The organism is Paenibacillus amylolyticus, assembly GCF_003719335.1.
Taxonomy (GTDB): domain Bacteria; phylum Bacillota; class Bacilli; order Paenibacillales; family Paenibacillaceae; genus Paenibacillus; species Paenibacillus amylolyticus_D.
Window position 1 is genome coordinate 789,525 of the sequence record NZ_RIAS01000001.1, and the last position, 23,812, is coordinate 813,336.

Here is a 23,812-nt window from a genome sequence, read left to right on the forward strand (position 1 = left end):
TTTTCCAAGACTACTTACCGAACTAACTAAGATTACAGCAGATCACGACGGAGATCCGCAGCGGATTTTGGAGAAAGGTGACCCAGCGGAATATCAAATACCGTCTTCGCGCCTTTGTGTCCTTCCTTACTCAAACGCTGTGCTGCACGGGCATATGCCACAAGTACACTCGCGGTAAACTCCGGATTGCTGTCCAGCTTCAGACCGAATTCGATAATTTGTTTCTGCCCGTTACCTGTAATTCCGCTGCGAATTACGAAACCGCCATGTGGCATACCTGCATGCTCGGATTTCAATTCTTCTTCACTGATGAAGGTAACTGTCGTATCGTAGTCCGAGAAATAGTTAGGCATATTCACAATCGTTTCACGAATCTCATCTTGGTTCGCACCCTCTTCTGCCACAACATAACACTGACGCAGATGTTTCTCGCGTGTCGACAGTTCCGGTGTCTCGCCTGAACGAATGCGATCAATCACTTCTTCTACAGGAACCGTATACTGAACACCAGCTTTCACGCCGGGTACACGACGAATGGCATCGGAGTGACCCTGACTAACTCCTTTGCCCCAGAACGTATACTCTTTCCCTTCCGGCAAAATAGATTGTGCCAGCAGACGATTCATCGAGAACAAGCCCGGATCCCAGCCTGTTGAGATCACACTTACATGCCCACCTTGCTCAGCCGCCGCATTCACCGCTTCATAGAACTCCGGAATCTTCGCGTGGGTATCGAAGCTATCTACCGTATTAAACAGCTTGGCGATGACAGGTGTCTGCTCCGGCAAATCGGTTGCAGACCCCCCACACAAAATCATGACATCGATTTTGCCTATGTACTGCTCAGCCGCAGAGATATGCTCAAAGCGAACTTCTGTACCTTCAGCCACCATTTGCTCTGGATTACGACGTGTAAATACGGCAATCAGCTCCAGATCATCATTCTGTGCAATTGCTTTCTCAACACCTTTACCCAAGTTACCGTAACCTACGATACCAACTTTAATCATATTTAATCCTCTCCCTGTCTGAATCTTTTTGTCTATAAGTCTATCTAAGGATATAACATACCATGTAACTTGTCAGGTTTCCAGATGCAAATCAAAAATACCTTGCAGAGGGACAGCTTTAACGCTGTACTGCCACAAGGTATGGGTAAATAAACAATTCCATGTATAAAGATTCTATTTTATCAAAGAAAGCTTTGACATTCAGGCGGCAACTTTTTACGATTCGGACCAGGTTAACGTGAGTTCAACGACACCTTCCTGACTCGACAGTGCTCCACCGATCAAAGACCAATGTTGCTTCGTGTCCGGTTCAGTCCCTTGAATAACAATATTTTTTTCATCAATCAGCTGTCCTGAGTCTGCCAGTTTCTTGTCTGTAAAATAATCTTTGTACAGCTTCGATACCGTCTTCATGTCCTGTTCCGTGGTGAAGATCATCATGGCTGACTTCTTCCCTTCATCCTCTCCGGAAGTCGCTGTAGTAATTTTTGCATCGTCTGGTAATGGGAAATCTTTAGGCAAGTACTCCGGCATGCCTTCCGCCGTACTACTTTCACCTTTACTTGCAGATGTTTCCGAAGTTGCCGGCGTGGATGAGGCTTCTGTATCTGTATTTGTCGCAGCTTCGTTTGTATTTTCTGTGACAGCTGGCTTGGAGGTTCCAGATGTTGCCTCGCTATTTACCTTCTCAGATTCACCTTTGGGCTGGTCAGCAGCACTGCTGCACGCACTTAATGCCACCATCATAGCCAGCGCAGCGCAGGCCAGCAGAACTTTTTTCTTTTTCGCCATTAAAATCACTCCTTTTAGTTGTTTTATGTTGTCATTCTTCAAAATCACATTCGTACTTCAGAAGAACGCTTATATGCACCTTGCACATCCCTCCTTCGTTTAGTCGAACTCCCTTGTCTGCTGAATAACGTGTACGCTTCTACGGTATGTCAATCCAGATGACCGACAACGATAACACCGTCAAGGATAACAGGCAGCTTATTGCAAGAATCGATAGGAATCGGGTGATGACTTTGAGCTTTTTCATACAACCCTCCTCCTTCTATATACAGGTTGTTTACGATTGAACTGCTTGAACTATTTCATATTTTTCACACGGGATAGTCCCATGCTTTTATTCTCCGCTCTGTATCAATGAATCATCAACTTATAATATATGTATGCTTCAATCGTACCCAAGAAATGGCGGGATTGAAACAATCCGGAGTCCAGTCCTTTCCCCTACCAAAGTCCAGTTCCTCTCCCCTACCTCTGAGGCACAGTATGACGTAAAAAACCGCCTGCATCCCTTTTTCGGGATACAAACGGTTGTCAGGTTCTGCTTGCTTATTCACTTACTGTTTTACAGTTCCAGCTTAACACCCACAGGGCAATGATCACTGCCCATGACGTGACAGTCGATATAGGCATCGGCAACACGCGGAGCGAGCTGATTAGACACGAGAAAATAATCAATGCGCCAGCCCACGTTCCGCTCTCTAACCTTAGGCATATACGACCACCAGCTGTACACATCGGTTTGATCTGGATGCAAATGACGGAAACTGTCCACATATCCTGATGCAAGCAGGTCGTTCATCTTGCCGCGCTCCTCATCCGTAAATCCGGAGTTGCCCATGTTCGGCTTCGGGTTTTTCAAGTCAATCTCTTGATGAGCCACGTTCAGATCCCCACAGATGATTACAGGCTTCGTCTGCTCCAATTGCAGGACATAGGAACGGAATCGGTCTTCCCACTCCAGACGGTAAGGCAGCCGGGTCAGATCACGTTTGGCATTAGGTGTATATACATTAATCAGATAAAAGGCATCATACTCCAGCGTAATCATTCGGCCTTCCGGCTCACTGTCCTCTTCCATACCGTAATACACAGACAATGGCTTGATGCGGCTGAATACAGCCGTACCGGAGTATCCTTTTTTGATCGCATAGTTCCAATACTGATAGACGTCTTCGCCCAAATCCATCTCGATCTGTCCAGCCTGTAATTTCGTCTCCTGAAGACAGAAAATATCGGCCTCGCTTTGTTGATAATAATCCATAAATCCTTTATTCACACACGCTCGAAGTCCATTCACATTCCAGGACACCAGCTTCATATTCTCATCCCCTCACATCTCTCCAATATAACATGAGCCTAATTCACGGGACAAGACATCACATGTTGGGCACGAGGACTGAGATGGGAAATGAGCATGGAAATGAAGTTGGAGGAGGAAGACAAGGGCTAGTTGTCACTCTGTAGCTTCGAGAAAACAGCGAGATCAACATATCTGCCCTTCTCAAACTCATGCTGCCTCAGCAGACCTTCCTGCTGGAAACCAAGCTTGTGCAGTAAACGAATGGACGCCTCATTCCCCGGGTCCACCTTCGCTTCAATTTTGTTCAATTGCAACTGGTTGAATCCGAATTCCAGCACAGCACGCGCAACTTCTGTCATCACACCTTTGCCCCAGCACGATGAGAGCAGATCATAACCGATCTCTGCGCGATGATGTTCCTCTTCATACCCCAGATATCCGCACGTTCCAATGACTCGATGAGACTGTTTATCTTCGATCATCCAGCGTAAACCCGTTTGTTCCTTGAAAATCTTCCTATACCAGCTCATCTCGTCAAGGGCATCCTGTTCGGATTCGAAGGGATCGAGAGGCATATATTCGACAACCGTCTCATCTGAGTACAGTGCCAGTAGATCTCCACTGTCACTATCTGTTACTGCACGGAGCACAAATCGCTCTGTTTCTATTTGCGGAAACGTGTCAAATTCAAATAATATATTCATACGTATTCTCCTTTACATGCGAAATTTCTTCCATTTATCGGACTCAAGAATTCGTGATGCGTGGAAGAATCCAAGATATGACCCAAACAGATAAGACAGGAATGCCAGGTCAATTGAAGCAGCCGCACTAACTTGTTCTCCGTAATAAGGAACATGACCTGCTAGTTCACGGAGAACCGGCTTTACTTTATCAAAAGCTTCCATCGATCCAGAAGTGAAAATGGTCGCATGAGATCTACCGATCTGGGTAGGGGCAGCCGCTATTGCTCCATCTATATATGCAGCACCATGGGTGTTTGCCCAGATTTCCTGCTTTTGGGCCTGTTCAGGGCTTCCTGTAGTAAGTTGGATGAGCACTCGTCCCGACAAGGCCGCATGTACGTCTTCTACATCCAGTACTTCATATGAAGTCTTGTAATCAGACACACAGATAATCGATATTTGACTAGCACGAATCGCTTCAGCTGCCGTAGATGTGAGTACTGCTCCTTTTTCAACAATGGAATCTGCTCTTGTCGCTGTGCGATTCCATATTGGCTGATGAGTGCGGAGTATCACGCCGAACCATGATTCGAGATTTTGGGGAATTAAGCGAGCTGGGCATCCCCCTTTATTCCGAAGTTGGTCCTCATGGTGGTTATCGTGTTTTACGAGAAAAGGTGCTCCCACCCATCAGTTTTTCCGAGCATGAAGCTATGGCTTTGTTTTTTGCCGCTCAATCTTTACAGAACTATAAATCCCTTCCTTTTAACAATGAAGTACAAAGTGCGTTACGCAAATTTTTTCATTATTTATCTAGTGACCTTGAACGTAAAATTGAATGCATGCAACAAAGACTCACCTTCTGGGTACCCCCGCATGAACTCGATGTTCCTTACTTGAAGGATCTATTGGAGGCGGCTTTAGAACAGAGAATCATACAGATTTGCTATGAAGCAAGCGCAGCGCAGGAACGATTGATTCAACCTCTTGGGCTGGATACGATGAATGGTTTATGGTATTGCAGGGCCTATTGTTTCCGTGCAGTGGATCAAAGCCAAAAAGTAGACCTGACTGGAGAGAACATACAAGGATGGATCATGAGAAATGATGAGGAAACTCCACTGGAGCTTAAGGTGTTACTGTCACCAGAAGGCGTCCGAAGATGTCAATCTGATGTGTGGTTATCGCAGTACATAAAGGTTAACGAAGATGGCTCAGGAACAATCCACGCTCAGATGGCCACGAGTTATACTCCATGGGTGGTCAGTTTCTTTCTCAGCCTGGGAACCGATGCCCATGTGACACATCCTCCTCAGGTTCGTGACCAGATTCGCACCAAGTTACAAGCCATGACTGCACAGTATGGGGATTAGTTGTCCAATCCCGCAATTGCTATTCCAGTAAATCCTCTCAAATGAAAAACAGCCTGCTATGAGCAAGCTGTTCCTCATTCATCATGCTATTACCGGGGAGATCATATTCTAGTTCACCTTAACTAAACTCCATTGTTGATTCGCTCCGCCGTTATCCTCCCACTGGATGGTGGACGCTCCTGCGTTCATCGATCCTTGATTAATATCGACAGTAAGACCGCTGTTACGATTCGCCAAAACGACATATCCGCCTACATCAATCGGCAGCCACTGCTGGTTATAACCTCCGTTAGCCTGCCACTGAATCAGCGATGCTCCGCCCTGTGTGGAACCGGAATTGACATCAAGCAACAGTCCGCTGCCAACGTTCCGAATGTTGTAATACCCGTTACCTGCAGGCTCCAGCTTCCATTGCTGATTGGCCGCTCCGTTATCACTCCATTGAATAATGGTCGCTCCTCCGGCTGATGAAGCACCATTCACATCCAATACAAGGCCGCTGTTACGGTTAACAAGCTTGTAAATAGCCCCTGCTTCATACCCTGTGCTGCCACTGTAGGATGCGCCAGAGATCACATAAGTGGTTACCGAATTCGCTTTAGCCGTCGTTGTAAACTTTTTGTTTTGAACTGATATGTTCGTAAGCTGTTGTAATTTCTCCGTTGCCGAAGTGCGGTACACTTGTACGGACGAACCTACACTTGAGAAGCGGCTCAAATCATAGGTTACCGAAGTATCGGTAGATTCCGAGTTTGTCGTAACCAATACCACTTTGCCGGAGGTTGCATCATACGCCGCAAGTGTATTCGCATCACTCATGCCGATGATTTTATAACCCGGACGAATAAATTTGCTGTAATTTCCCATGACATAGTATTTCTGATTTACGGTATAACTGGTCGTTTTCGTATTGTTCAGCACGTTTTTGAAAAATCCCCAGCCTTCCGCACTATCTACGGCCTGCCAGTACACCCAAGCCGTAGCACCCATGTTACGCATATCCTTCAGAATGATACGTGACATGGTAAGACCACTTGCATCCCCATCTCCGTATTCGGATGTCCATAGATGTTTGCCTGCAGATGCTGCCGTATTACGCAGTGCCGTTCGGTTGCTGCCATTATACGTATGTGTATTAATCTGGCTGATCGCTGACTGGACGGCATTACTGTAGCTTTTATAGGAGGTGTTGGTATCATCCAGATTGTTTTCTTCCGGTGCACTCAGCTTGGTGGTTAGTCCTTTGGCAATCAAAGATGCCTGAACCTGACTTAGAATCGAATTCTGCTCAGCAAGGCCGAAGTGCATGCCTTCCTGATCATTCCCTTGCTTCCACCAATTCGAGATGGGTTCATTCAGTGGGGTCACCGTATCAAATGTAATGCCCCAATGATCCCGGAAATGCTTCACAACCTCCGTCAAATAATCAGCAAAATCATCATAATAATCCGGCTTGAGGTTATTACCGCCATTCGCCGCACCCGAGACACTGCCACTGATCGTCATCCAGTAAGGTGCGGAGTTAGCAAAAGCTTCAATGATGTTGACCCCTTGTGCCTTGGCAGCTTGCAACATATAACGCTGATTTGCGTCGGCAGTCCAGTCGTATACGCCTGGAGTAGGTTGAAAACCAGGAACCGCTTTACGATATTCAAGGACATTGGATGAAGGATCATCCCCGCCTCCGATGTTATATCTCAGAATGTTCATGCCAATTCCTGTCGCAGGATTAAACATTTTCTCCACATATTCATCCCGATTTGAATATTCACCAACGACCTTGCCCCACCAAGCCAGCGATGTTCCCCAACCTTCCACCGTCTGATATTGTTTCGATGGATCAGCCACAGCCGTATAAGCTCCAGCAGCCGATACTTCGGACCCTGAACCCAAGCTTCCGACCAGCAGTGTTCCACTTAGCAGCACCGCACTCACTCGTTTCAACCACTTCATCTACTTCACTCCTTAGACATTTTTAGATAAGTCATTGGGTAAAAACATTCGGGTACAATCCATTACGATTAAAACCGAAATCGTCTGCTGAGTCTCGACACTTGCCAAGAGCTATGGAGTGATCTCCCGGAAAGTTGCATCGGATTTATCCAGAGCCGTGACAACAGGTTGCAATCGTAACACTTGATCGTAGTGTCTCAGATACAGATTCGGATTGTTAAATAAGGTATACGAAGTCCAGCTTGCATTCGCCAGCCCTTTGACCCGTTTGAACGTCGCATCATTGCGGAACGCAGCACTGCCGTCATTTTTAACCAGCACGACATTACCATTATTATTGCGCAGGAAATAACCAGGATAATTCATCGCTTCAAACGAGATGCCCATCGCATTCGCCAGACCAGGAACGATACGAAACTCAGCATCTTCTACCGGACTCACGCTGGCATCAATCCGAGCTTGATAGTTGAAGTGGCGAATGAAACTACCCAGTACGTTAAACGATTCCAGCTTACGAATATCCCCCGGCTGACCGGACTCTTTCAGCACCGTCATATGGCGAACCATACCGGATAAACCCGCGATTTCCTGTTTGCCACTCCAGCTCTGAAAGTGGTCCCCCGAGTCGCTGTAATAATATTTGTGATCTGCATACCCATCAAAATAAATTCGCCAGGAACCGTTATCCAGTTGGATCAATGCCGGCCCTTCTACCCCGGAACCCCAGCCGGCCCAATTACCTGTGCCTTTAAACGTGTATGGCCCTTTCAGCGAGTTGGACGTGGCATATTCAATGTATTTGGTCGTTTCGTTCTTCGTAAACGCGTGATAGGTCGATCCTGTCTTTACTACAAAGGTGTCAATATAGTTGGGAGCAAGTCCTGTAAGCACCGCAGGTGCAGACCACGGTGTGGATGCCATATTGCTTCCGGATGCGGTGATGACATGTGGCTTGAAGTTCTGATAATTGCCAGGAGAGAGGGATACGATGATGCTCACACTGCCGCTCGTGTCTTTGAACCATTCCGGTGCCCAGGCATGGGCGATCGGGGTTGTGGTAGACAGCGTAATGTTGCGGACAAACGTCCAGTTCATCTTGTCAGGGCTGGACGCGATGCCAATCGTATTGCCTGACCAGTTTGTGGTGTACACCACATAGTACAAACCATCCGTGTGCTTCATGATGCTGGGATCGCGAATCAAGTCCGCCGCAGGTGGGGTATACGCTGGACCTTTCAGCAAACCGTAATGTTTCGCGTTATATGACTCATAGATATACATGTTGGACTCGCTTGTGTTCGTAAAGGCCGTCATCGTATACACACTGGTTGTTGCTTTCACCGTATTCGGGAATGTGACCGTGAATATCATCAACAATCCTAACGTGAGTAGGAGTACAGCCTTATGTCTGCCCCATCGCTGTGCCCTGCCTTTCCTTTTACTTAACATGAACCCAACTCCTTATCTTGCATAAGATCATATTGGACTGCCTTCTGTCTGAACGAAGTGTGTGCTTAAACATACTTCCTCTTGCCAAGAAGCACCTTGCGGCATCTGCTCCCGTCCCATTTACATGAAACATCACCCCCTTTACAGATATATCCGCCTTATGTATACGCTTACAAAACGTGACATTGGTCTCTCTCTTGAACATAGAGATGAAGCGCTGCTACTTTTCTTTCTTTATGAATTCGTATAAATCCCCTCATTCTCCTATAAAACCAGTTTGAAACAAGAGTCGCTATCTATACCAAACTCTCCTCAATGATTCAGGTCTATATAAGAATGAGGGGAAATTTCCTACGGTCTAAGGCTATTGCTAACTCCTAGGGTTATCGCTATCTAATGTTATTTATACTTGCTCTATTACATACATCCTAGATGCAATGGCTTTTAATAGACTTCTAATTTTTAATTCTATTCTTGCTTCTATATTTCACTTTTATTTTTTCTTTTATCTCTACAAGCTATTTTAAGTTGCTGTTTTTAGTTGCTATTTCTGTTTCCCCACTGTGATCCACGGATATCGTGACATCTCGTCCAGTAGCAATCGTACCCGTTCCGGTGTTCTGCCTTCTTCATCAAAAATGAGCAGTTCATTCTCTTCCTTCAGCCAGGCAAAAGGAATTTTGTAATCCTCCTGTGGTCCAATCTGCCAGTATCGACCCAGATGATGGCCATTCACATGGATCGATCCCTTGCTCATGCCCGTCAAGCGAAGCATCAGGTTTACTTTGTGATGTCCGGCTGTGACAGGTTTGGCAAAACGCCAACGATACCATACCGGCTGACCGTATGAAGCGCCCGGTGAAGTCACTCCTGGTGTATCCTCTGTGAGATCATATGACTCCCATGACGCAGGAAGTAGCGCATCCGTACCAGCCATTCGCCAATCCTGAAGCTCACCCTCATGCAGATAAGTAATCAGCTCAAGCCGAGTGAGTGGTGACCGACTATATGGCATCTCAAGCGTATTTGCAACTCCAGGCTTAACGTAGCTGGATAGATCCAGCGTCTGGAACGCAAACCAGTCCTGATAAGCAGGCATCGGAATTTCAATGCCGTTAATACGCAAACCTTTGCTCAAGGCCCCCACAAGCACTGCCCGATCCATACCATCCAGCGTAAAGCTGCGACGGAGCACCGTTCCTCCTTGAATCGAGTTGACTTCGTCCAAATGAATAGTACCTGTACCTGTACCTGTACCTGTACCTGTACCTGTTCCTGTTCCTGTTCCTGTTCCTGTTCCTCCTTCTTTCCCTGTCTCTGACTCCATATGCCAATTCCGGCGAATATCCTGTACTTGCCCACCAAGGTACACCGGTCCAGCCACACCTTTACGTTCCCCAAGATACGGTGAAAAGTTCAGTCGGCCCATATGCTGTACAAGCATTTGCAAGTTATTCTGCCCCTGAATTATCTGAACGGGAACAACTGCAGCACCGACCTGACGCACAAGTGCTTGCTCGGCACCGTTTACAATAATTCTCGCAGTATCTTGTATTTTGGGCAGCACGAGATTCATCATTCCACCCACCGCACTGTCGAAATCACATTCATACAGCAGATAGCCAAAGTCCTGACCGTACTCCGAAAAATCCATCGGATACCCGCTCGCTGAACGTTGCTTTGCCGTTAATGTAACACGGGAGAAGTCAGGAGATTTAGACAACACCGGAGCCAGCGGCGCAGTGGAAACCACCCAAGCAGGCTGATCTTTAACTGCAATAGACGCCGATTCAGTATGTGCCTTCACTTTTTGATTAAAAAACTCACGTCCAGTCTGTGTCCGTTCGCCATCTCGCCAGTCGCCCAGCAACATCATTGTACGCTCAGGATCAGAGACCATTCCCTGCACTTGACCGGACGCCGTGACATCCACATCGTCAAAACCGATGGCATAACGCAAGCTTTGGCCATCAGCCGTTTCCACACGCCATGTGCGGTTCATCGTGTCACGATCCAGGATGATGAAACGGATGGCGGTACCACTCGCTTCGAAACGCATCATGCCTGGCTCCTGAAAATGAAACACGTCAAAACGATATGCATTTCTCCCCGCATCCTCTTCAATTAGCACTTGCATCGTGCTTTCTTTCAGGAGAAAACCTCCTGCTATCGCATTCCCCTTTGTACCCAGTTCCAGCTCAATCACCGAGCGTTGTCCTCTGTCAGCTGTGATGAACAACGTCAGTTCTCCATTAATCATCTCATTACCAGTTATTAAAGCTCCTGCGGTAAGGTACACTTGTTCTGCAATTTGCACGCGATCAAGCAAAGGAACAATCTGTCCAGGATGAATCGATATCGGCAACGTACGGCCTTCCTCAAGCGTAACGTTCACCGTCTCACGCTCATCCTTGTGACTCTCCACGAACCAGATTTTTTCTTCCCCCGCCTTCCTCCCGCGCACAGAAATGCCGCCCGGGTGCCGAACCTGAATCTGTTCAGCAGCAATTTCCTCAGATTCCATCAGCAGTGATCCAAACGCACGCACAAAATAAGAGAGGGTTTTCGTCACTGCATATTTCGGCGTAACGCGTCCATATTCACTTAGCGGAGCATCGTAATCATACGATGTGATCATGAAAATATCGCTGTCACCCAGCGTTCTTCCACCATATCCGCCGAAATTAGTTCCCCCATAGAACATGTAATAACTGATCCCGCTATATCCTGCTCTCAGAATTTCCATGATTCTTCGATCCAGCAGAGATGCCGTCTTCTGGATTGCCGAAGGTCCTCCCCAATTTTCAAACCAGCCGGTCCAGAATTCAGTAACGATTTTCGGTGTGTCTGGCTGTTTCGTTCGTAAGTTGGCATAATGTCCATCCGCGCCAGACCAGAAGTTCGCTCCCTCAATCGTTCCTTCCGCTCCGCCAACACAAGTAATAAGCGGGACGTCTATCCCACGTTCCAGTATCCCGTCCCTAAGCATTTTCATATGTGGGCTTGCGGCTTCATCATCCATCAGATAACCGTACTCATTTTCGACCTGGACGAGGATTACCGTACCTCCGGCAGACAACTGACGCTTGCGAATCAGCGGGATGATCTGATCAAAGTAAAGCTGCACATAATAAAGGTACGTTTCGTTATTTTCACGGAATTTTACGCCCTCCTTCATACCCAACCAGTATGGAAAGCCGCCGAAATCCCATTCCGCGCAGATAAACGGTCCTGGACGCGCAATAACCCACATGCCCAGCTCTGCACATAGATCGAGAAATGCACCGCAGTCGTTATCTCCTTCGAAGGACCATTGTCCCTCCTCCGGTTCGTGCACGTTCCATGCAAAATAGGTATCAATGCAGTTCATGCCTGCCAGCTTGGCCTTCATTAGTACATCACGCCATTCTTCCTTGGGCATACGGAAATAATGAATGGTCGCACTGTTCAGGAAGATACGTTCACCGTTTAGATAAAAGCTGCGTGCATCATACGTCAGCTCCGTTTGAACATCATCCTTGCTGCTAAGTTTGTTATTCTCTTGTTCCTGAAACAAAAGGGATGTTGGTTCTATCAACGTAATTCCCTCCTTCTCTTTTTATGAATAAAGAACGCTCTCTATTGAACTGCGAATTTACACGGATCACTCCGATGCCAGAATAACTTGCAGATCGCTGTTATTCTGTGCTATTACTCTGCAGATGGCATAACACCTTCAAGCACGACAGTAGTGATGGAGTTATCTGCGGTTGGCACTTCAATGCCGTTGGCGTATACCGGGATATCCTCCAGCTTCTCCATATTGAGTTCCGGTGATGTCTGGTACACCTGGGCCGAGCCTGTTTTGGCAACATCCCAGCCAGTCAGGTCAAATGCTTTGTTTTCCGCTGACAGCTCATTCCGAATCACCAGTACGAGCCGCTGTGCCTTGGCATCATAAGCCGCAAGTGTTCTGCCTTCATCTGTCGGAATAATAACCGCACCTGGACGAATGTACTTCGTGAACTGGGCCATGCCGTAATATTGCTTGGTCATCTCGTATTGTTCATCACCGTTAAAATTCGCATGAATGAAGCCCCAGTTGTTATTCGCTCCTTCGTCTTCAACAGCCTGCCAGTATACCCAAGCAGACGGCTGCATGATTTTGAGATCAAACATGATACGGTCTGCCAGCTCCTGCACCGCGGTCATGTCCTCATGGTTATGCGGCTCGCTGCCGCCGGTGCCATATTCGGACATCCACAGCTTTTTGCCGAGTTTACCAGCCATTGCACGCAGTTCTTCCATTTTGCTGCCGTTATACGAATGGGTATTGATCTGTTGCACCGCATCAATCGTGTCCTGGTCATACAAGCTGAAATTAAATACGGTCTCATCGATGCTGTTGTCGTCCGCGGCACTGATTACCGTACCATCCAGTCCTTTGCTTTGGAGCGAAGCGGCCGTTTTCTTAATAATCTCGGCCTGTTTATCCGTACTGAAATGACTGCCTTCCTGCTGATTGCCCTTTTTCCACCAGTTGGCAGAAGGTTCATTCAGCGGATCAAGGGAACGAAATGTAATGCCCCACGTATCCCGATAATGCTTCACCACTTCAGTCAAATAGTCGGCGAACGCATCATACTGATCTTCACGCAGATTATTACCGCCATCCTCAGAACCAGTGACCGAACCACTAATTGTCATCCAATACGGAGGTGAGTTGGAGAAGGCCTCCGTGATGTTGACTCCGCGTTTGATCGCACCCTGCAGTACGGAACGCTGACCCGCATCCGCTTCCCAGTCCCACTTGCCTGGCTCAGGCTGAAAGCCTGGAATGTCACCGCCTGGACGAAGCGCGTTCATCTCCGGGTTCTCTTCGCCGCCAATATTGTAACGAACGATGTTCAGTCCCAAACCTTTGGCAGGGTCAAATATCAGATCCATAACCTCATCCACCTTCGTTTGATCCTTCCAGCCGCCGAGATCATTCGCCCACCAAGCCAGTGAGGTACCCCAGCCTTCAAAATGATCATACGACTGCTCCAGCTTGAGATGCACCGGATCTTCCTGGAATACAAGTGTCTTGGGAGATGAATTCATATAATGATTGATAGCCATTCCTCCTACCGCCACCAAGGCAAGCAAAGCTGTACCTGCGAATACCAAACCTCGTCTGCCCCTGAAACGCTGTTCATGATGTGCCATCGTGACTCCTTCTTTCGTGATCCATTGATCTTCTAAGTTGATGTAGTTCCTTTTGTGAAATTGTTCTTGTTAGTTAAACTTTTTGAAACCGATTTCATGAAATGGGTTTCATTAGATCGAAAACTAAAACCCGTTCCACAGGATGAAAAGGGTCTCATTTACGCCCTCATTATATTTCACGCTTCAAAGAAATGTCAACGCTTTCTTTTTTTGAGAACCAGACCCACTACCGGGCGGCAGGTCCTGTACTTTGGCGGATAATCAGCCTAGGTTCCAATACATTCTGTTTCTTCGGTTTGCCTTGATTGATCAGCTCATGCAACACATCCACGGCCTGTTTGCCCAGTTGATACGTATTCTGGGATATCGTTGTCAGCTCAGGGATCACGGCACTCGCTAGCGGTGTATCATCAAAACCGATGATCGAAATATCTTTCGGGATCGACAAACCATACTCAATGGTCGATTTAATTGCACCAATCGCACTATTGTCGTTGACACAAATCACTGCCGTTGGCGGATTGTCCTGCTGCAGAAGTTTGGACATCTCCCGCTTGCCGTCGTCAATCGAGAAACCACCTAACAGCTGGCGTTCTTTCGGTATTTCAATCCCATGTTCACGTAATTTCTTCTGTACCGCTTTCACCTTAACCATCGTGGTAGATAACTCCTTCAATCCCCCGACAAAAGCAATCTCCCGATGCCCCAGCTCAAGTAGATGCTCTGCAGCCATAGCTGCTCCGGCTCCCTCATCTGTGTATACCCGGTGAAGTCCACTCTTGGCAATGTTACCGTTGACCAGCACAATGGGCATATGCCTGCTCATATCCATCAATTCCTGTGCCATATTATCCGGACAGACCTGCAAGTTAATACGTCCGCCGAGAAAGATAATTCCATCCACCCGTTTCTCCCGCAAAATGGAGAGATATTCGGACTCACGATTAGAGTCCCCCGCTGTGTTACATAAGAAGAACGTATACCCGAGTCCACGTGCTTCATTCTCTGCCCCCCAGAACACTTCTGGGAAAAAGGGGTTGGTGATATCCGGCAAGATGATAGCGATGGTTCCCGTCTCTTTCTTGATCAGACTGCGTGCCTGAGCGTTCGGTTGAAACTGATGTTTCTCGATAATCGACATGATCTTCTCTCGCGTGCTGGCACGAACCGGAGCCGTATCATTCAACACCCGGGAGACGGTCGATACAGATACATTTGCTTCTTTCGCAATATCATATATGGTGATCGATGTCATAGGGGGGAAACCTTCCTTTTTTCTCTATTTACCTGCTTATCATACCAGATAAGATATCACGAATGAAATGCATTTCATTCTATAAACTGCTTAGCGCGTGAAAATAAACAGCCTGCTGTCGGCATTCACCACTTGTGTGCCGTTGCTCAGTTGAACCAAAGGCATATCCCAATGGGTATGCCCGCTGAACACAAGCGTATCCGGCCCGGCCTCCAAGGCCTGCCTGATGAGCGGTTCACCCCTAAGCCCAAGCTCGGCGATGCCCGGGCTTTGGTGCAAAAGCAAGCAATCCGGCTGCTGCTTCAGCAGCTTGCGCACGGATTGCAGGTACGGCTCTGCCGGCAGCCGGTTCGGCTTGTCCGGCCTGCCGATGATGCCGCCAAGGCCCGCGATGCGCAGCTGGCCGAGCCTTGCGGCATGGGGCGCAAGGCCACCCGGTAGGGGGCCAGCGCTGATAATTGCAGCTGGGCCATCCATGCAATGGATGCCCTCGCTGCGGTGTAACCGATGAGCGTCTGCATCATCGGTTATATCGTGGTTGCCGTGGACGCCTGCAACCCAGCCGAAGGCTTCCCTGAAGGCAAGCCAGACGGGAACCGGATTGCCGCTTGCTCCTCTTTTCCCGCGCAGGGCATACATATCTCCACATAACAGCACACCTGTCTTATGCGGATCGAGCTCAGGCCATTCCACCTCCATCAGTAGGCGAATATAGGCAGGCAACATCTCACCCAAAAGCTTATCCGTGGCCCCCGTGTCAGAGGCGGCATCAGATTCCTTCTCCATTACAGGTACAATTCCCTGCAAATCTGAAGCGACAATCAGTGCATCGATGCCATCTGGCAAGCCAGCTAATGTGCCATGATAGATCGGCAGCTGAGCCTGAATGACCTCGCCGCCAGGAATCGCATTCCAATACGCATAATGTTCAATGGGATCATCATTTAGTCGCCGTATTTTCAAATTAGCTCTCCCCTTTCCTTATATATTATTTTACCTTCTAATCGGCAATTATGGTCCATATATTAAGTTGTAAGCGAATTCATTGGGAAACAAAGGAGTGTGACGACGCCATGATCATTCAAGTGAGTCCGCAGGCAGAAGCACGACTTATGGAGCAACTGGGCGAACGGCCCGGCTTTTTCAAATTGTTTTATGATACCGATGGTTGCGGCTGTGATGGAATTGCGGTACTTCTGATCTTAAATGAACGAGACAGTGATGACGTGCCTATTGAGGCAGGTTCGCTTCCGTTTGTGATTAATAAAGAGCAAAAAATTCACTTTGAACCCTGTTTACGTCTTCAAACCGAAAATAACTTCCCTTCCTTCCGTCTGAGCAGTGATTCGACGATTTACGGAAACAACGTAAAGGTACATGATCTCCGGGATGTAGCTAATGTAACGTCTGAATCTACGGAATGGTCTATTAAATAGTCAGTTTGCATTTATGAAGATTAGGAACAAAAACCTCCCTCTCCCACAATTTTGCGGAAAGGGAGGTTTTGTTGGTGAATTTATTTATTAACCAAATTCCAGAGCAAGTTCTTTATATTGTTATGTTGATTGATAACCAAACCCTTCTCCAACTTGTAACGTTTATTTTACAAACTCCCTAAACACGGTACGACCAAAGAAAAGAGGACTAACGATGAGGAAGCGCTATATTCTATACCCAGCTATTTTCGTACTCATAATCTCACTCATGTTGATATCAGGATGCAGTAGTGGTGAAAGCAGCATTAAAGTCCCTCCACCAGCAATTAAGCCTGGTGAAGCACAGAAACGTGAATACCTTTCCATTACTAATACCGAATACGTCAATGGGACAGATTCAACTGATGGAATGAAAATGAATGTATATACTTATGATTTACAGTCCAAAGCTCTCGATAAAATGACTGACTTGCCATATAACTCTCAATATCCCTTGACCGTAGTTTCGTTGGCGCTATTATGATATGAAAACGGACGAGATTGAGACTGTTTTTTTACAAAAAGAAGGGTTCATCAATAACTTCACGCTGGTATCGGAGTTTGTCAAAAAATGAGATTTGATCCCTTGGTATTGTTACTATTCTTATGGTACCAGAATAAAAAACCTCCCAATCTACTGTAATAGATAGGAGGTTTAATCGTTTAATGACAAGTCATTGAAGTATTAAGTTAGGTTCGCTTCATTCAATCCTTACTAGCTCGTTTTAAACCGTGCCGATTCCTCAGCGAGCTGTTTAGTCAAAGCATCGATGGTCTGCACAAGTTCGGCCAAATGCTCGGTCATTCCAGACTGCTCCTCCATCGTTGCGGTGACTTCTTCAATGGATGCAGATACTTCCTCACCCGAAGCGGACAAGTTCTGTGCAGCGCCAAGGACTTCGTCCTTATCCCGTTCAATGGACTCAATCTCGGAGGCAATCGCCAGCACCTGATTCATCATATTTTGCATATTTCGCGTCGCAAAATTAAAGGTTTCCTTCGTTTGCATCACACTGCTCTTATGCTGCTCGGCAATGGCCTCAATGGCCTGTACACTCTGGTTATTCTGCTCCACATGTTCAATCGTCTGCATGACGATACGGTTAATGTCTTCGGACTGCGCCGTTGTCTGTTCGGCGAGCTTGCGTATTTCGGAGGCCACGACGGCAAATCCACGCCCCTGCTCTCCTGCCCGTGCCGCTTCAATAGACGCATTCAGCGCAAGCAGTTTAGTCTGATTCGCAATCTCGGCAATGGTGCTTGTGATCTGTTGAATACCGGATGAGCTCGCTGCAAGTTGAACCGTAATCTTTGAGATGTTATTTACCTCTGCTTCATTCCGATCATTAACGGCGATGAGGGCATCGATCACTTCATGATTATCTCGGAATGCATCCGTAATCTCATCAGCCTTAGCCATGACAGACTGGGACATCCCGTTGACATTTACAATTTTGCTACCCACGTTCATAAATTGATCCACGATCGCCTCTGTATCGTTAGCCTGCGACTCCATTGCACGGGATATTTCAAGTGCAGTGGCAGTGGTATCGGTAATCGATGCAGCTGTCTGCTGTGCAGACTTATCCAGTTCCGCAGTACTTTTATTCAAAACACCAATAGAAGCGTTCATACTGGCGATTAGCTGTCTGTTCCCTTCAGCCATCGTGTTGAAGCTATCCGCCAGTTCGCTGAACTCCCCGCTGTATTTTTCCTTCGCCTGTACCGTCAAGTCTCCCCCCGCAAGCTGTTTAAACAGTGCGGTAATGGATGTAACCGGTCTTGTCATCACCCGTGAGAGTAGAATACCCACAATGACAGAGAAGGCAATGGAGCTGAACAGAACGATATACATTTTATTCGCCATGCTTGTTAGAGGCTGATTGACATCGACGTAGGAATCCTCAACAATAATCGTCCAGTCCGATTGCGGAATTTTGGAATAAAACACCACTTTCTCGTCCGTGCTTACCTCGCCCTGTTGTAATTCATTACTTGGAGGCAAATCTACAAGAGACTTGTATTCCCCGGTTTCCAGCGGTTTCCCTGCCAGATTTGCATCTGCCGAGTGATACATCACTTTACCCACCCGATCCAGAACAATCACTTTACCTTCATCGTTAATCTTGACGTTCTGCAATTGGTTCACAAAAAATGAAGTGGATATCGTGGCAATGAGCACCCCGTTTACTTGCTTATTCTCATCATACATCGGGGAAGCAAATACAGTGCCAAGTGTACCCAGCGTTTTGGAAATGATACCATCACTGATCACCTGACGCCCTTGTATCGCTTCCTTAAAGTAGCCTCGATCCGCGCGATCTCCGCCTACGGTCTTCGGGTCGTTCGCTGCGACTACCGTGCCATTCTTATCAATCAGCATAAGCACAACGGCGCCCTCAATGCCTTCCAAGCTTTGGGCTAAGATATCATTAGATTCATTGATTAGAGTTTGATTTTCCTCAAAAAAGACATTTGCTTCCTGTCCTTCATTTGCACTCCGTATGGAAAGCAATTGTTCAAAGGCCTTATGTTTGGTCATGAGAAATGCCGCTTGCTTAGACAACTGCAAGGAAGTAAACAGCCCTGCTCCAATCCGATCAGAATTCGCATGAATTTCATCTTTACTTTTATCCTGAGTAATGCCTTCAGCTATCTTATAACACAGCACAGCTGTTACGGTCAGTACGATACACACGAGAAGACTGATCATTAATGGTAATTTGACCCGAAAAGACATATTTCTTAGTCGCTGTCCTGCTTTTGCAAAAAACATGAATACCTCCACCATCCATCCTGATTTTGTATGAACCCATATAATATTTGATATTTTAATATCGGCATGAATCCAATAATCTGACAGTGAATGGAGCATTTGTACAAAAAAAATTTTAACGATCTAAATTTATTACAAATTGGAATGAATGGTGGTAGTGAACTCAATGAACAGCAATTTCTCTTATTTAAAAAGAAAACAAGCTCCTGCCGCAAAATGGCAAGAGCTTGTTCGGGGGCTATAGATTCGCAATACGCTTCCCAATACGAGGAAACAGGCCAAATGCGTTCTCGTAAAAAACCTTCTCATGGTGCTGCTCCGGCACAAGCCTGCGGACGAATTCGGCATACAGATCGATAGGCGCAAGCGGCCAGTCAGTTCCGAATAACATTTTCTCATAATGATCCGAGTAGACCAACGCCCGGCGGAAATGATCCATAAACAGCGGTTCGTTCATAAAGCGTTCGAAGTGAGGGCGATCCCCCACTACAAGCCCAGATAAATCTGCGTACACATTAGGGTTCTTAGCAACCACCTCAGCAGCATCCATGACCCAGGGATCACCCAGATGACAGATCATGAAGTTTACACCTCGTTGTTGCAACGCAAGCTCGTCCACCGTTAGCGGATGCGAATATTTGAGCAGCCCGTTCATGGAGTAGGTGTCTCCGGTATGGATGACCACAGGCAGATTGTATTTTGCCGCCAGCTCATAGACCGGGGTATAGATTTTGTCATACACATAGTGGTGATAATATCCAGCATACAGCTTGATTCCAGCAACTTCGGGCGACTGCAATCTGGCTTCGATCCTGTCCAGTTCGTCTTGAGCTTGTTTACCACCCAGCCTGTTCGGATTAATTCCAACACACTCCATTAGAAACGATGGAACCTGTTCTTCCAGATCCAGACCCATCGGGTTAGGCGAACTGGAATCGGGGAAGGCACCCTTCGTCTGCTCGCTCACCCCCATGCCGATGCCAAGAATGACGTCATTTCGGTCAAATTCCGCCTTGAGACCCGCCGCGCTGTAGTCTACTTTGGACAGGTCAATTGCGGTACGGTGAAAGCTGTCGATATCCGATAGATGAATGTGAATATCAATGATGGGCATCGTAGGCCTCCTCTTCGCTTGTTGATGTTACAAAGTTCAGCTTCAACAGATCATGTACATCTCCCGTATCGAGTGGGATCGGCCCCAGAACAAGATAGGTTGGCTCCGTCCAGACGGTTTCGCCATGTTGCATCGTAAGCTCATGTGTTACGTTATGTCCTGTCACCAAATTGTTAGCAAAAGCCCAGGCATTCTGGTTCGGGTAACGATTCACCGCATGCAGCATGTTTTGACGTGAAAGCGAGCCTGTCCGAAAAATATCTTTTAAAGGCAGGCCAATGTCTACTTTGCCGAGCGGAAAACGATCTTGACCCGGTTGCTCGATCCAACCTTCTGTATACACATCCGAAGGTTTGAAGAAATGACCTTCTGTAAGAGCATAATTCGCTCGTGTGAGACCAGACTTGTTGGTCACAGCCAGCAAGGTACAGAGTACAGGAACCCCAGGTAACATCAGATAATGCTGATGAATGGTCAGTCCCCGGTTCGCCTCATGTTTCTCAATGCGGGTAGTCACCTTCAAGCCTTTCCACACATTACCGAATTGATCCTTCTGCTCTGACCAGGATAGACCCGTTTGCTCCAATTGACGGCTAAATCCGTTCATACCTGGAATATCGACAGCCATCCCGCCGTACCAAGGATTCCACCACGAACGAGCAGTAGGTTCAGGATATGAACTGTCTAGCCATTCCTCGCCTTGAACTTTCAGAGAGTGTACAATCCCCCCGAATGCTGGATCAGCCGTAATAGATAACACACCATTGTTTACGGTATATAACGTCCCTGATCCTTCTTTTCCTTCTTCAATCCCTTGTTGCACCTCGGATCGTGTCTTCGGAAACCAAAGAGACGTTCGTTCCTGAATCCGATCCTCTCCACGATAGACCCCGCGGACTTTCCAGCCGTTCATGCGCTTGTTTATATCATCTGCCGTTTCGGTATCCTCAGGTGAAAACTCCAGCTTAACCGAGTTCGACTGCTCCGTCGCATTAAATTCTATCGTACGAGCTTTAATCTCCGAATCACCACCCTGCTGTACGTACAGCTCCAATGTACCTACAAGCGGAACAAGCTTACGCTCGACTAATTCAGCTTGAAGTACATCCGCAGCAAATGGATCGCCATCATTCAGCGTCACATCCAGATGACTGTCCAGCATCGGAATAATCCCATTAGGTTGTTTACGGGCGAAAGCGCGGAAATCCGACCACTTGGCAAACGTATTGAGCGCAAATACCGTTTCCTTCGTGGCTACCGAAGCTCCGGCTTCCAAACGTCCCAGCTCATGCTGTAATGCCAATGTATATTCAGGCTTAATCAGCTTCAGCGAAGGGTCCCAGTAGATGCCGCACGCACCATGCTCTTCCTTGCAAAACAGCCAGTTTTCCGTAATCTGTCCCGTATCCCAATGGTTCGGATCGCCGGCATAATCATCCCCCATATCCACAAAACGACCCTGATAGGGCAGAATGAGCCGATTGCCGAAGAAACCGAAGTGATCCATCAGGAACAGTTCTTCCTCCCATGCCGTATCACGTGTATTCACAACCTCGTGAGAGAACGTAGCGATTCCGTTAGCGGACAGCTTGGCAACCGTCTTCAGCCGTAATCCCGGGAAATTTTCCAATTCATAGACCGCTTCCATAACCTGATGATTCCCCTCAGCCACAATCTGTACTTCTTTGGCTTCTTTCAGGGACAACTCCTCCGAGTACGGTTTCCCTAGCTTCGGATAGTTCCACCAGAAGGAGTGACGCGACCCCGGATATTCGATCCACATGACATTATCATGTTTATTCATATGGAGGGAGTACGCCCCGTTCACCGCAATCCATTGTCCATTCGCCTCTCCGCCATACCTGCCTTCAATGCCCTTCATCAGTACAGACAGTTTTCTTGTAAAAGTAATCTCTGATCCCCCCGCCGGAACAGCGGTAATCTCCACGTCCTGGGCATATATTCCATACGAATGCAATGTAAACGGAACGGACACGGAGCGTTTGCCCTTCGCAGGTACAGTGAAGCGCAGTGTGTGCTCAGTCCAGTCTAGAAAAGCGTCTGCCTGCAGTTCCATAACGAATTCTGTTTCTGTATTCACATTGTTTTCCACGTTCAGGATCAGCTCTGCTGAAGTACCCGGATATAGTTCCTTTACGGGGAGAACTGGCGTAATCTTCGCAGGGAATTTAGGATGAACGCCGAGACGGAACTGAGCTTTCTTGCCGCCAATAAGCCAAGCACTACAGATGACTGGATGTGTTTTGTTCTTGTTCTGTTCTTCGGTCACCGGATCGAGGTAAAATTCTCCTTCTACGGTAATCGTTTCGCCTGGTTGCAACGTTTGCGCGACATCCATAGCAAAACGGATATTTTTGTCGTCCTGTCCTTTGATCTCGAACTCAAGATTGAAATTGGATTTATTTTGAATATGATAACGCACGGGGTAACTCGAACCAAACACCAGATCATGATGATCTACTTCGGTGTGGATGTGGTAATCCGGCGTTTCGAGAGCGGCCAAGCCGCGGCCTGTTTTTTCAAAAGTTGCCCGCAGGGAGAGTTCCCCTTTTTCCCATGTATAATCCAAGAAATCAAACCCGTTGTCCTGACGTCCATCCGGCTCGATTACCAGTTCACGTGTGCTGTCGGCATACCAATCTAATGTTTCAAAGTACGGTACCAGCGCCTCCGTCTGTAGTACGGTCGGGATAAAGTTCATGAGATGTACGCTGTCGTCTTTTTTCTCCCAAAAGAAACCGCATTTCTTGTACATCGGCACCGCCTTCATATTGCCCGGCCATGTGAATAGATCCAGGCGCGGCCATCCGGCCTCGACTGTTTTCTCCACTGCTTTTAAGATCAGATTGCGGCCAATCTTGTACCCGTGGTAGTCCGGGCGTACGTTAAGTAGTGGTACATATAGTGCATTCTCGTCAAAACGGTAATGGGCAAAGCTGCAAAAGCCGACGACCTCTTCCTCATGAACAGCCAGAAACACATGCAAATTAGATGAATTTTCCATCTCCTGGCGAATCGTTTCCTCTGTCCGCTGCCTCGTGCCGCCTCCCCAGCTCTCATTACTTCGATTCCACATATCTGCCAAGCTGGCGGCATAAGAAGCGTTGTATTCAACAATGCGGATCTGATCGATGATCGTTTGTGATTGTACGTTCATGTTCCATTCTCCTTCTCTATATGTATAGGATGGTCTTCGTGAACACTAACTGGCCTTCGTCTGATCGCTATTGAAGTAATCAAGGTTATATGTAGCAAATCTAGCGATAGTCTTATCATACTATATTTGGAAACATTTTCAGAGCGTCTTCGTCTCATAGATTCATATTGGCTCTAGAACGATTATACGTAAATAAGAAACCTTAGACCGTTATCGTTCGTATGTACCTAGGGGCTGTCTTTGGCTTATGTATAGGCTAACATA

General features: G+C 47.2%; 17 protein-coding genes. 3 read left to right on the forward strand and 14 right to left on the reverse strand.

Annotated elements, in window-relative coordinates; all coding sequences use genetic code 11:
- Positions 1 to 32 precede the first annotated feature (32 nt).
- The 5 genes from EC604_RS03475 to EC604_RS03495 all read right to left on the reverse strand — a co-directional run bounded on the left by EC604_RS03475 (position 33) and on the right by EC604_RS03495 (position 4,364).
- On the reverse strand, positions 33 to 1,010 hold the full coding sequence (locus tag EC604_RS03475) for a diaminopimelate dehydrogenase (protein ID WP_123062747.1): 978 nt from the start codon (positions 1,008 to 1,010) through the stop codon (positions 33 to 35).
- Between the two features lie 216 nt (positions 1,011 to 1,226).
- Positions 1,227 to 1,802: a hypothetical protein gene (locus EC604_RS03480; protein WP_123062748.1), complete on the reverse strand. Its 576-nt coding sequence runs from the start codon at positions 1,800 to 1,802 to the stop codon at positions 1,227 to 1,229.
- A gap of 562 nt (positions 1,803 to 2,364) precedes the next feature.
- Positions 2,365 to 3,120 (reverse strand): exodeoxyribonuclease III, encoded by a 756-nt coding sequence (locus EC604_RS03485; RefSeq protein ID WP_123062749.1) that lies wholly within the window; start codon positions 3,118 to 3,120, stop codon positions 2,365 to 2,367.
- A 128-nt stretch (positions 3,121 to 3,248) separates the two neighbouring features.
- The gene (locus EC604_RS03490; RefSeq protein WP_123062750.1) at positions 3,249 to 3,806 is read right to left on the reverse strand and encodes a GNAT family N-acetyltransferase; all 558 of its coding nucleotides are present in this window, start codon (positions 3,804 to 3,806) and stop codon (positions 3,249 to 3,251) included.
- 12 nt (positions 3,807 to 3,818) lie between these two features.
- The gene (locus EC604_RS03495) at positions 3,819 to 4,364 is read right to left on the reverse strand and encodes an NAD(P)-binding domain-containing protein (protein ID WP_240036628.1); all 546 of its coding nucleotides are present in this window, start codon (positions 4,362 to 4,364) and stop codon (positions 3,819 to 3,821) included.
- Positions 4,365 to 4,372: 8 nt separating this feature from the next.
- Here EC604_RS03495 and EC604_RS03500 point away from each other — a divergent pair, with 8 nt between their 5' ends.
- The gene (locus EC604_RS03500; protein WP_123062751.1) at positions 4,373 to 5,161 is read left to right on the forward strand and encodes a helix-turn-helix transcriptional regulator; all 789 of its coding nucleotides are present in this window, start codon (positions 4,373 to 4,375) and stop codon (positions 5,159 to 5,161) included.
- A 108-nt stretch (positions 5,162 to 5,269) separates the two neighbouring features.
- Here EC604_RS03500 and EC604_RS03505 read toward each other — a convergent pair whose 3' ends face one another.
- From EC604_RS03505 to EC604_RS03530, 6 genes are all read right to left on the reverse strand, one after another.
- The gene (locus tag EC604_RS03505; protein ID WP_123062752.1) at positions 5,270 to 7,114 is read right to left on the reverse strand and encodes a glycoside hydrolase; all 1,845 of its coding nucleotides are present in this window, start codon (positions 7,112 to 7,114) and stop codon (positions 5,270 to 5,272) included.
- Between the two features lie 111 nt (positions 7,115 to 7,225).
- Positions 7,226 to 8,563, reverse strand: a complete 1,338-nt coding sequence (locus tag EC604_RS03510) for a glycoside hydrolase family 43 protein (protein ID WP_123062753.1) — start codon at positions 8,561 to 8,563, stop codon at positions 7,226 to 7,228.
- A 544-nt stretch (positions 8,564 to 9,107) separates the two neighbouring features.
- On the reverse strand, positions 9,108 to 12,140 hold the full coding sequence (locus EC604_RS03515; protein ID WP_123062754.1) for a beta-galactosidase: 3,033 nt from the start codon (positions 12,138 to 12,140) through the stop codon (positions 9,108 to 9,110).
- 113 nt (positions 12,141 to 12,253) lie between these two features.
- Positions 12,254 to 13,750: a glycoside hydrolase family 30 protein gene (locus EC604_RS03520; RefSeq protein WP_123062755.1), complete on the reverse strand. Its 1,497-nt coding sequence runs from the start codon at positions 13,748 to 13,750 to the stop codon at positions 12,254 to 12,256.
- Positions 13,751 to 13,976: 226 nt separating this feature from the next.
- Entirely contained in the window at positions 13,977 to 15,005 is a 1,029-nt protein-coding gene (locus EC604_RS03525; RefSeq protein ID WP_123062756.1) for a LacI family DNA-binding transcriptional regulator, read from the reverse strand.
- 90 nt (positions 15,006 to 15,095) lie between these two features.
- Positions 15,096 to 15,968, reverse strand: coding sequence for a metallophosphoesterase family protein (locus EC604_RS03530; protein WP_123062757.1), 873 nt, complete (start codon positions 15,966 to 15,968; stop codon positions 15,096 to 15,098).
- A gap of 110 nt (positions 15,969 to 16,078) precedes the next feature.
- Here EC604_RS03530 and EC604_RS03535 point away from each other — a divergent pair, with 110 nt between their 5' ends.
- Together EC604_RS03535 and EC604_RS03540 are read left to right on the forward strand one after the other, a co-directional pair.
- Positions 16,079 to 16,441, forward strand: coding sequence for an iron-sulfur cluster biosynthesis family protein (locus EC604_RS03535; RefSeq protein WP_123062758.1), 363 nt, complete (start codon positions 16,079 to 16,081; stop codon positions 16,439 to 16,441).
- Positions 16,442 to 16,655: 214 nt separating this feature from the next.
- The gene (locus EC604_RS03540) at positions 16,656 to 16,964 is read left to right on the forward strand and encodes a hypothetical protein (protein WP_123062759.1); all 309 of its coding nucleotides are present in this window, start codon (positions 16,656 to 16,658) and stop codon (positions 16,962 to 16,964) included.
- A 231-nt stretch (positions 16,965 to 17,195) separates the two neighbouring features.
- Here EC604_RS03540 and EC604_RS03545 read toward each other — a convergent pair whose 3' ends face one another.
- From EC604_RS03545 to EC604_RS03555, 3 genes are all read right to left on the reverse strand, one after another.
- A complete protein-coding gene (locus tag EC604_RS03545) occupies positions 17,196 to 19,256 on the reverse strand; it encodes a methyl-accepting chemotaxis protein (protein ID WP_161556847.1) in 2,061 nt (686 codons plus the stop codon).
- A gap of 238 nt (positions 19,257 to 19,494) precedes the next feature.
- On the reverse strand, positions 19,495 to 20,370 hold the full coding sequence (locus tag EC604_RS03550) for an amidohydrolase family protein (RefSeq protein ID WP_123062761.1): 876 nt from the start codon (positions 20,368 to 20,370) through the stop codon (positions 19,495 to 19,497).
- On the reverse strand, positions 20,357 to 23,548 hold the full coding sequence (locus EC604_RS03555) for a GNAT family N-acetyltransferase (protein ID WP_123062762.1): 3,192 nt from the start codon (positions 23,546 to 23,548) through the stop codon (positions 20,357 to 20,359). The genes EC604_RS03550 and EC604_RS03555 overlap by 14 nt, the downstream gene beginning before the upstream one ends.
- Positions 23,549 to 23,812: the final 264 nt, after the last annotated feature.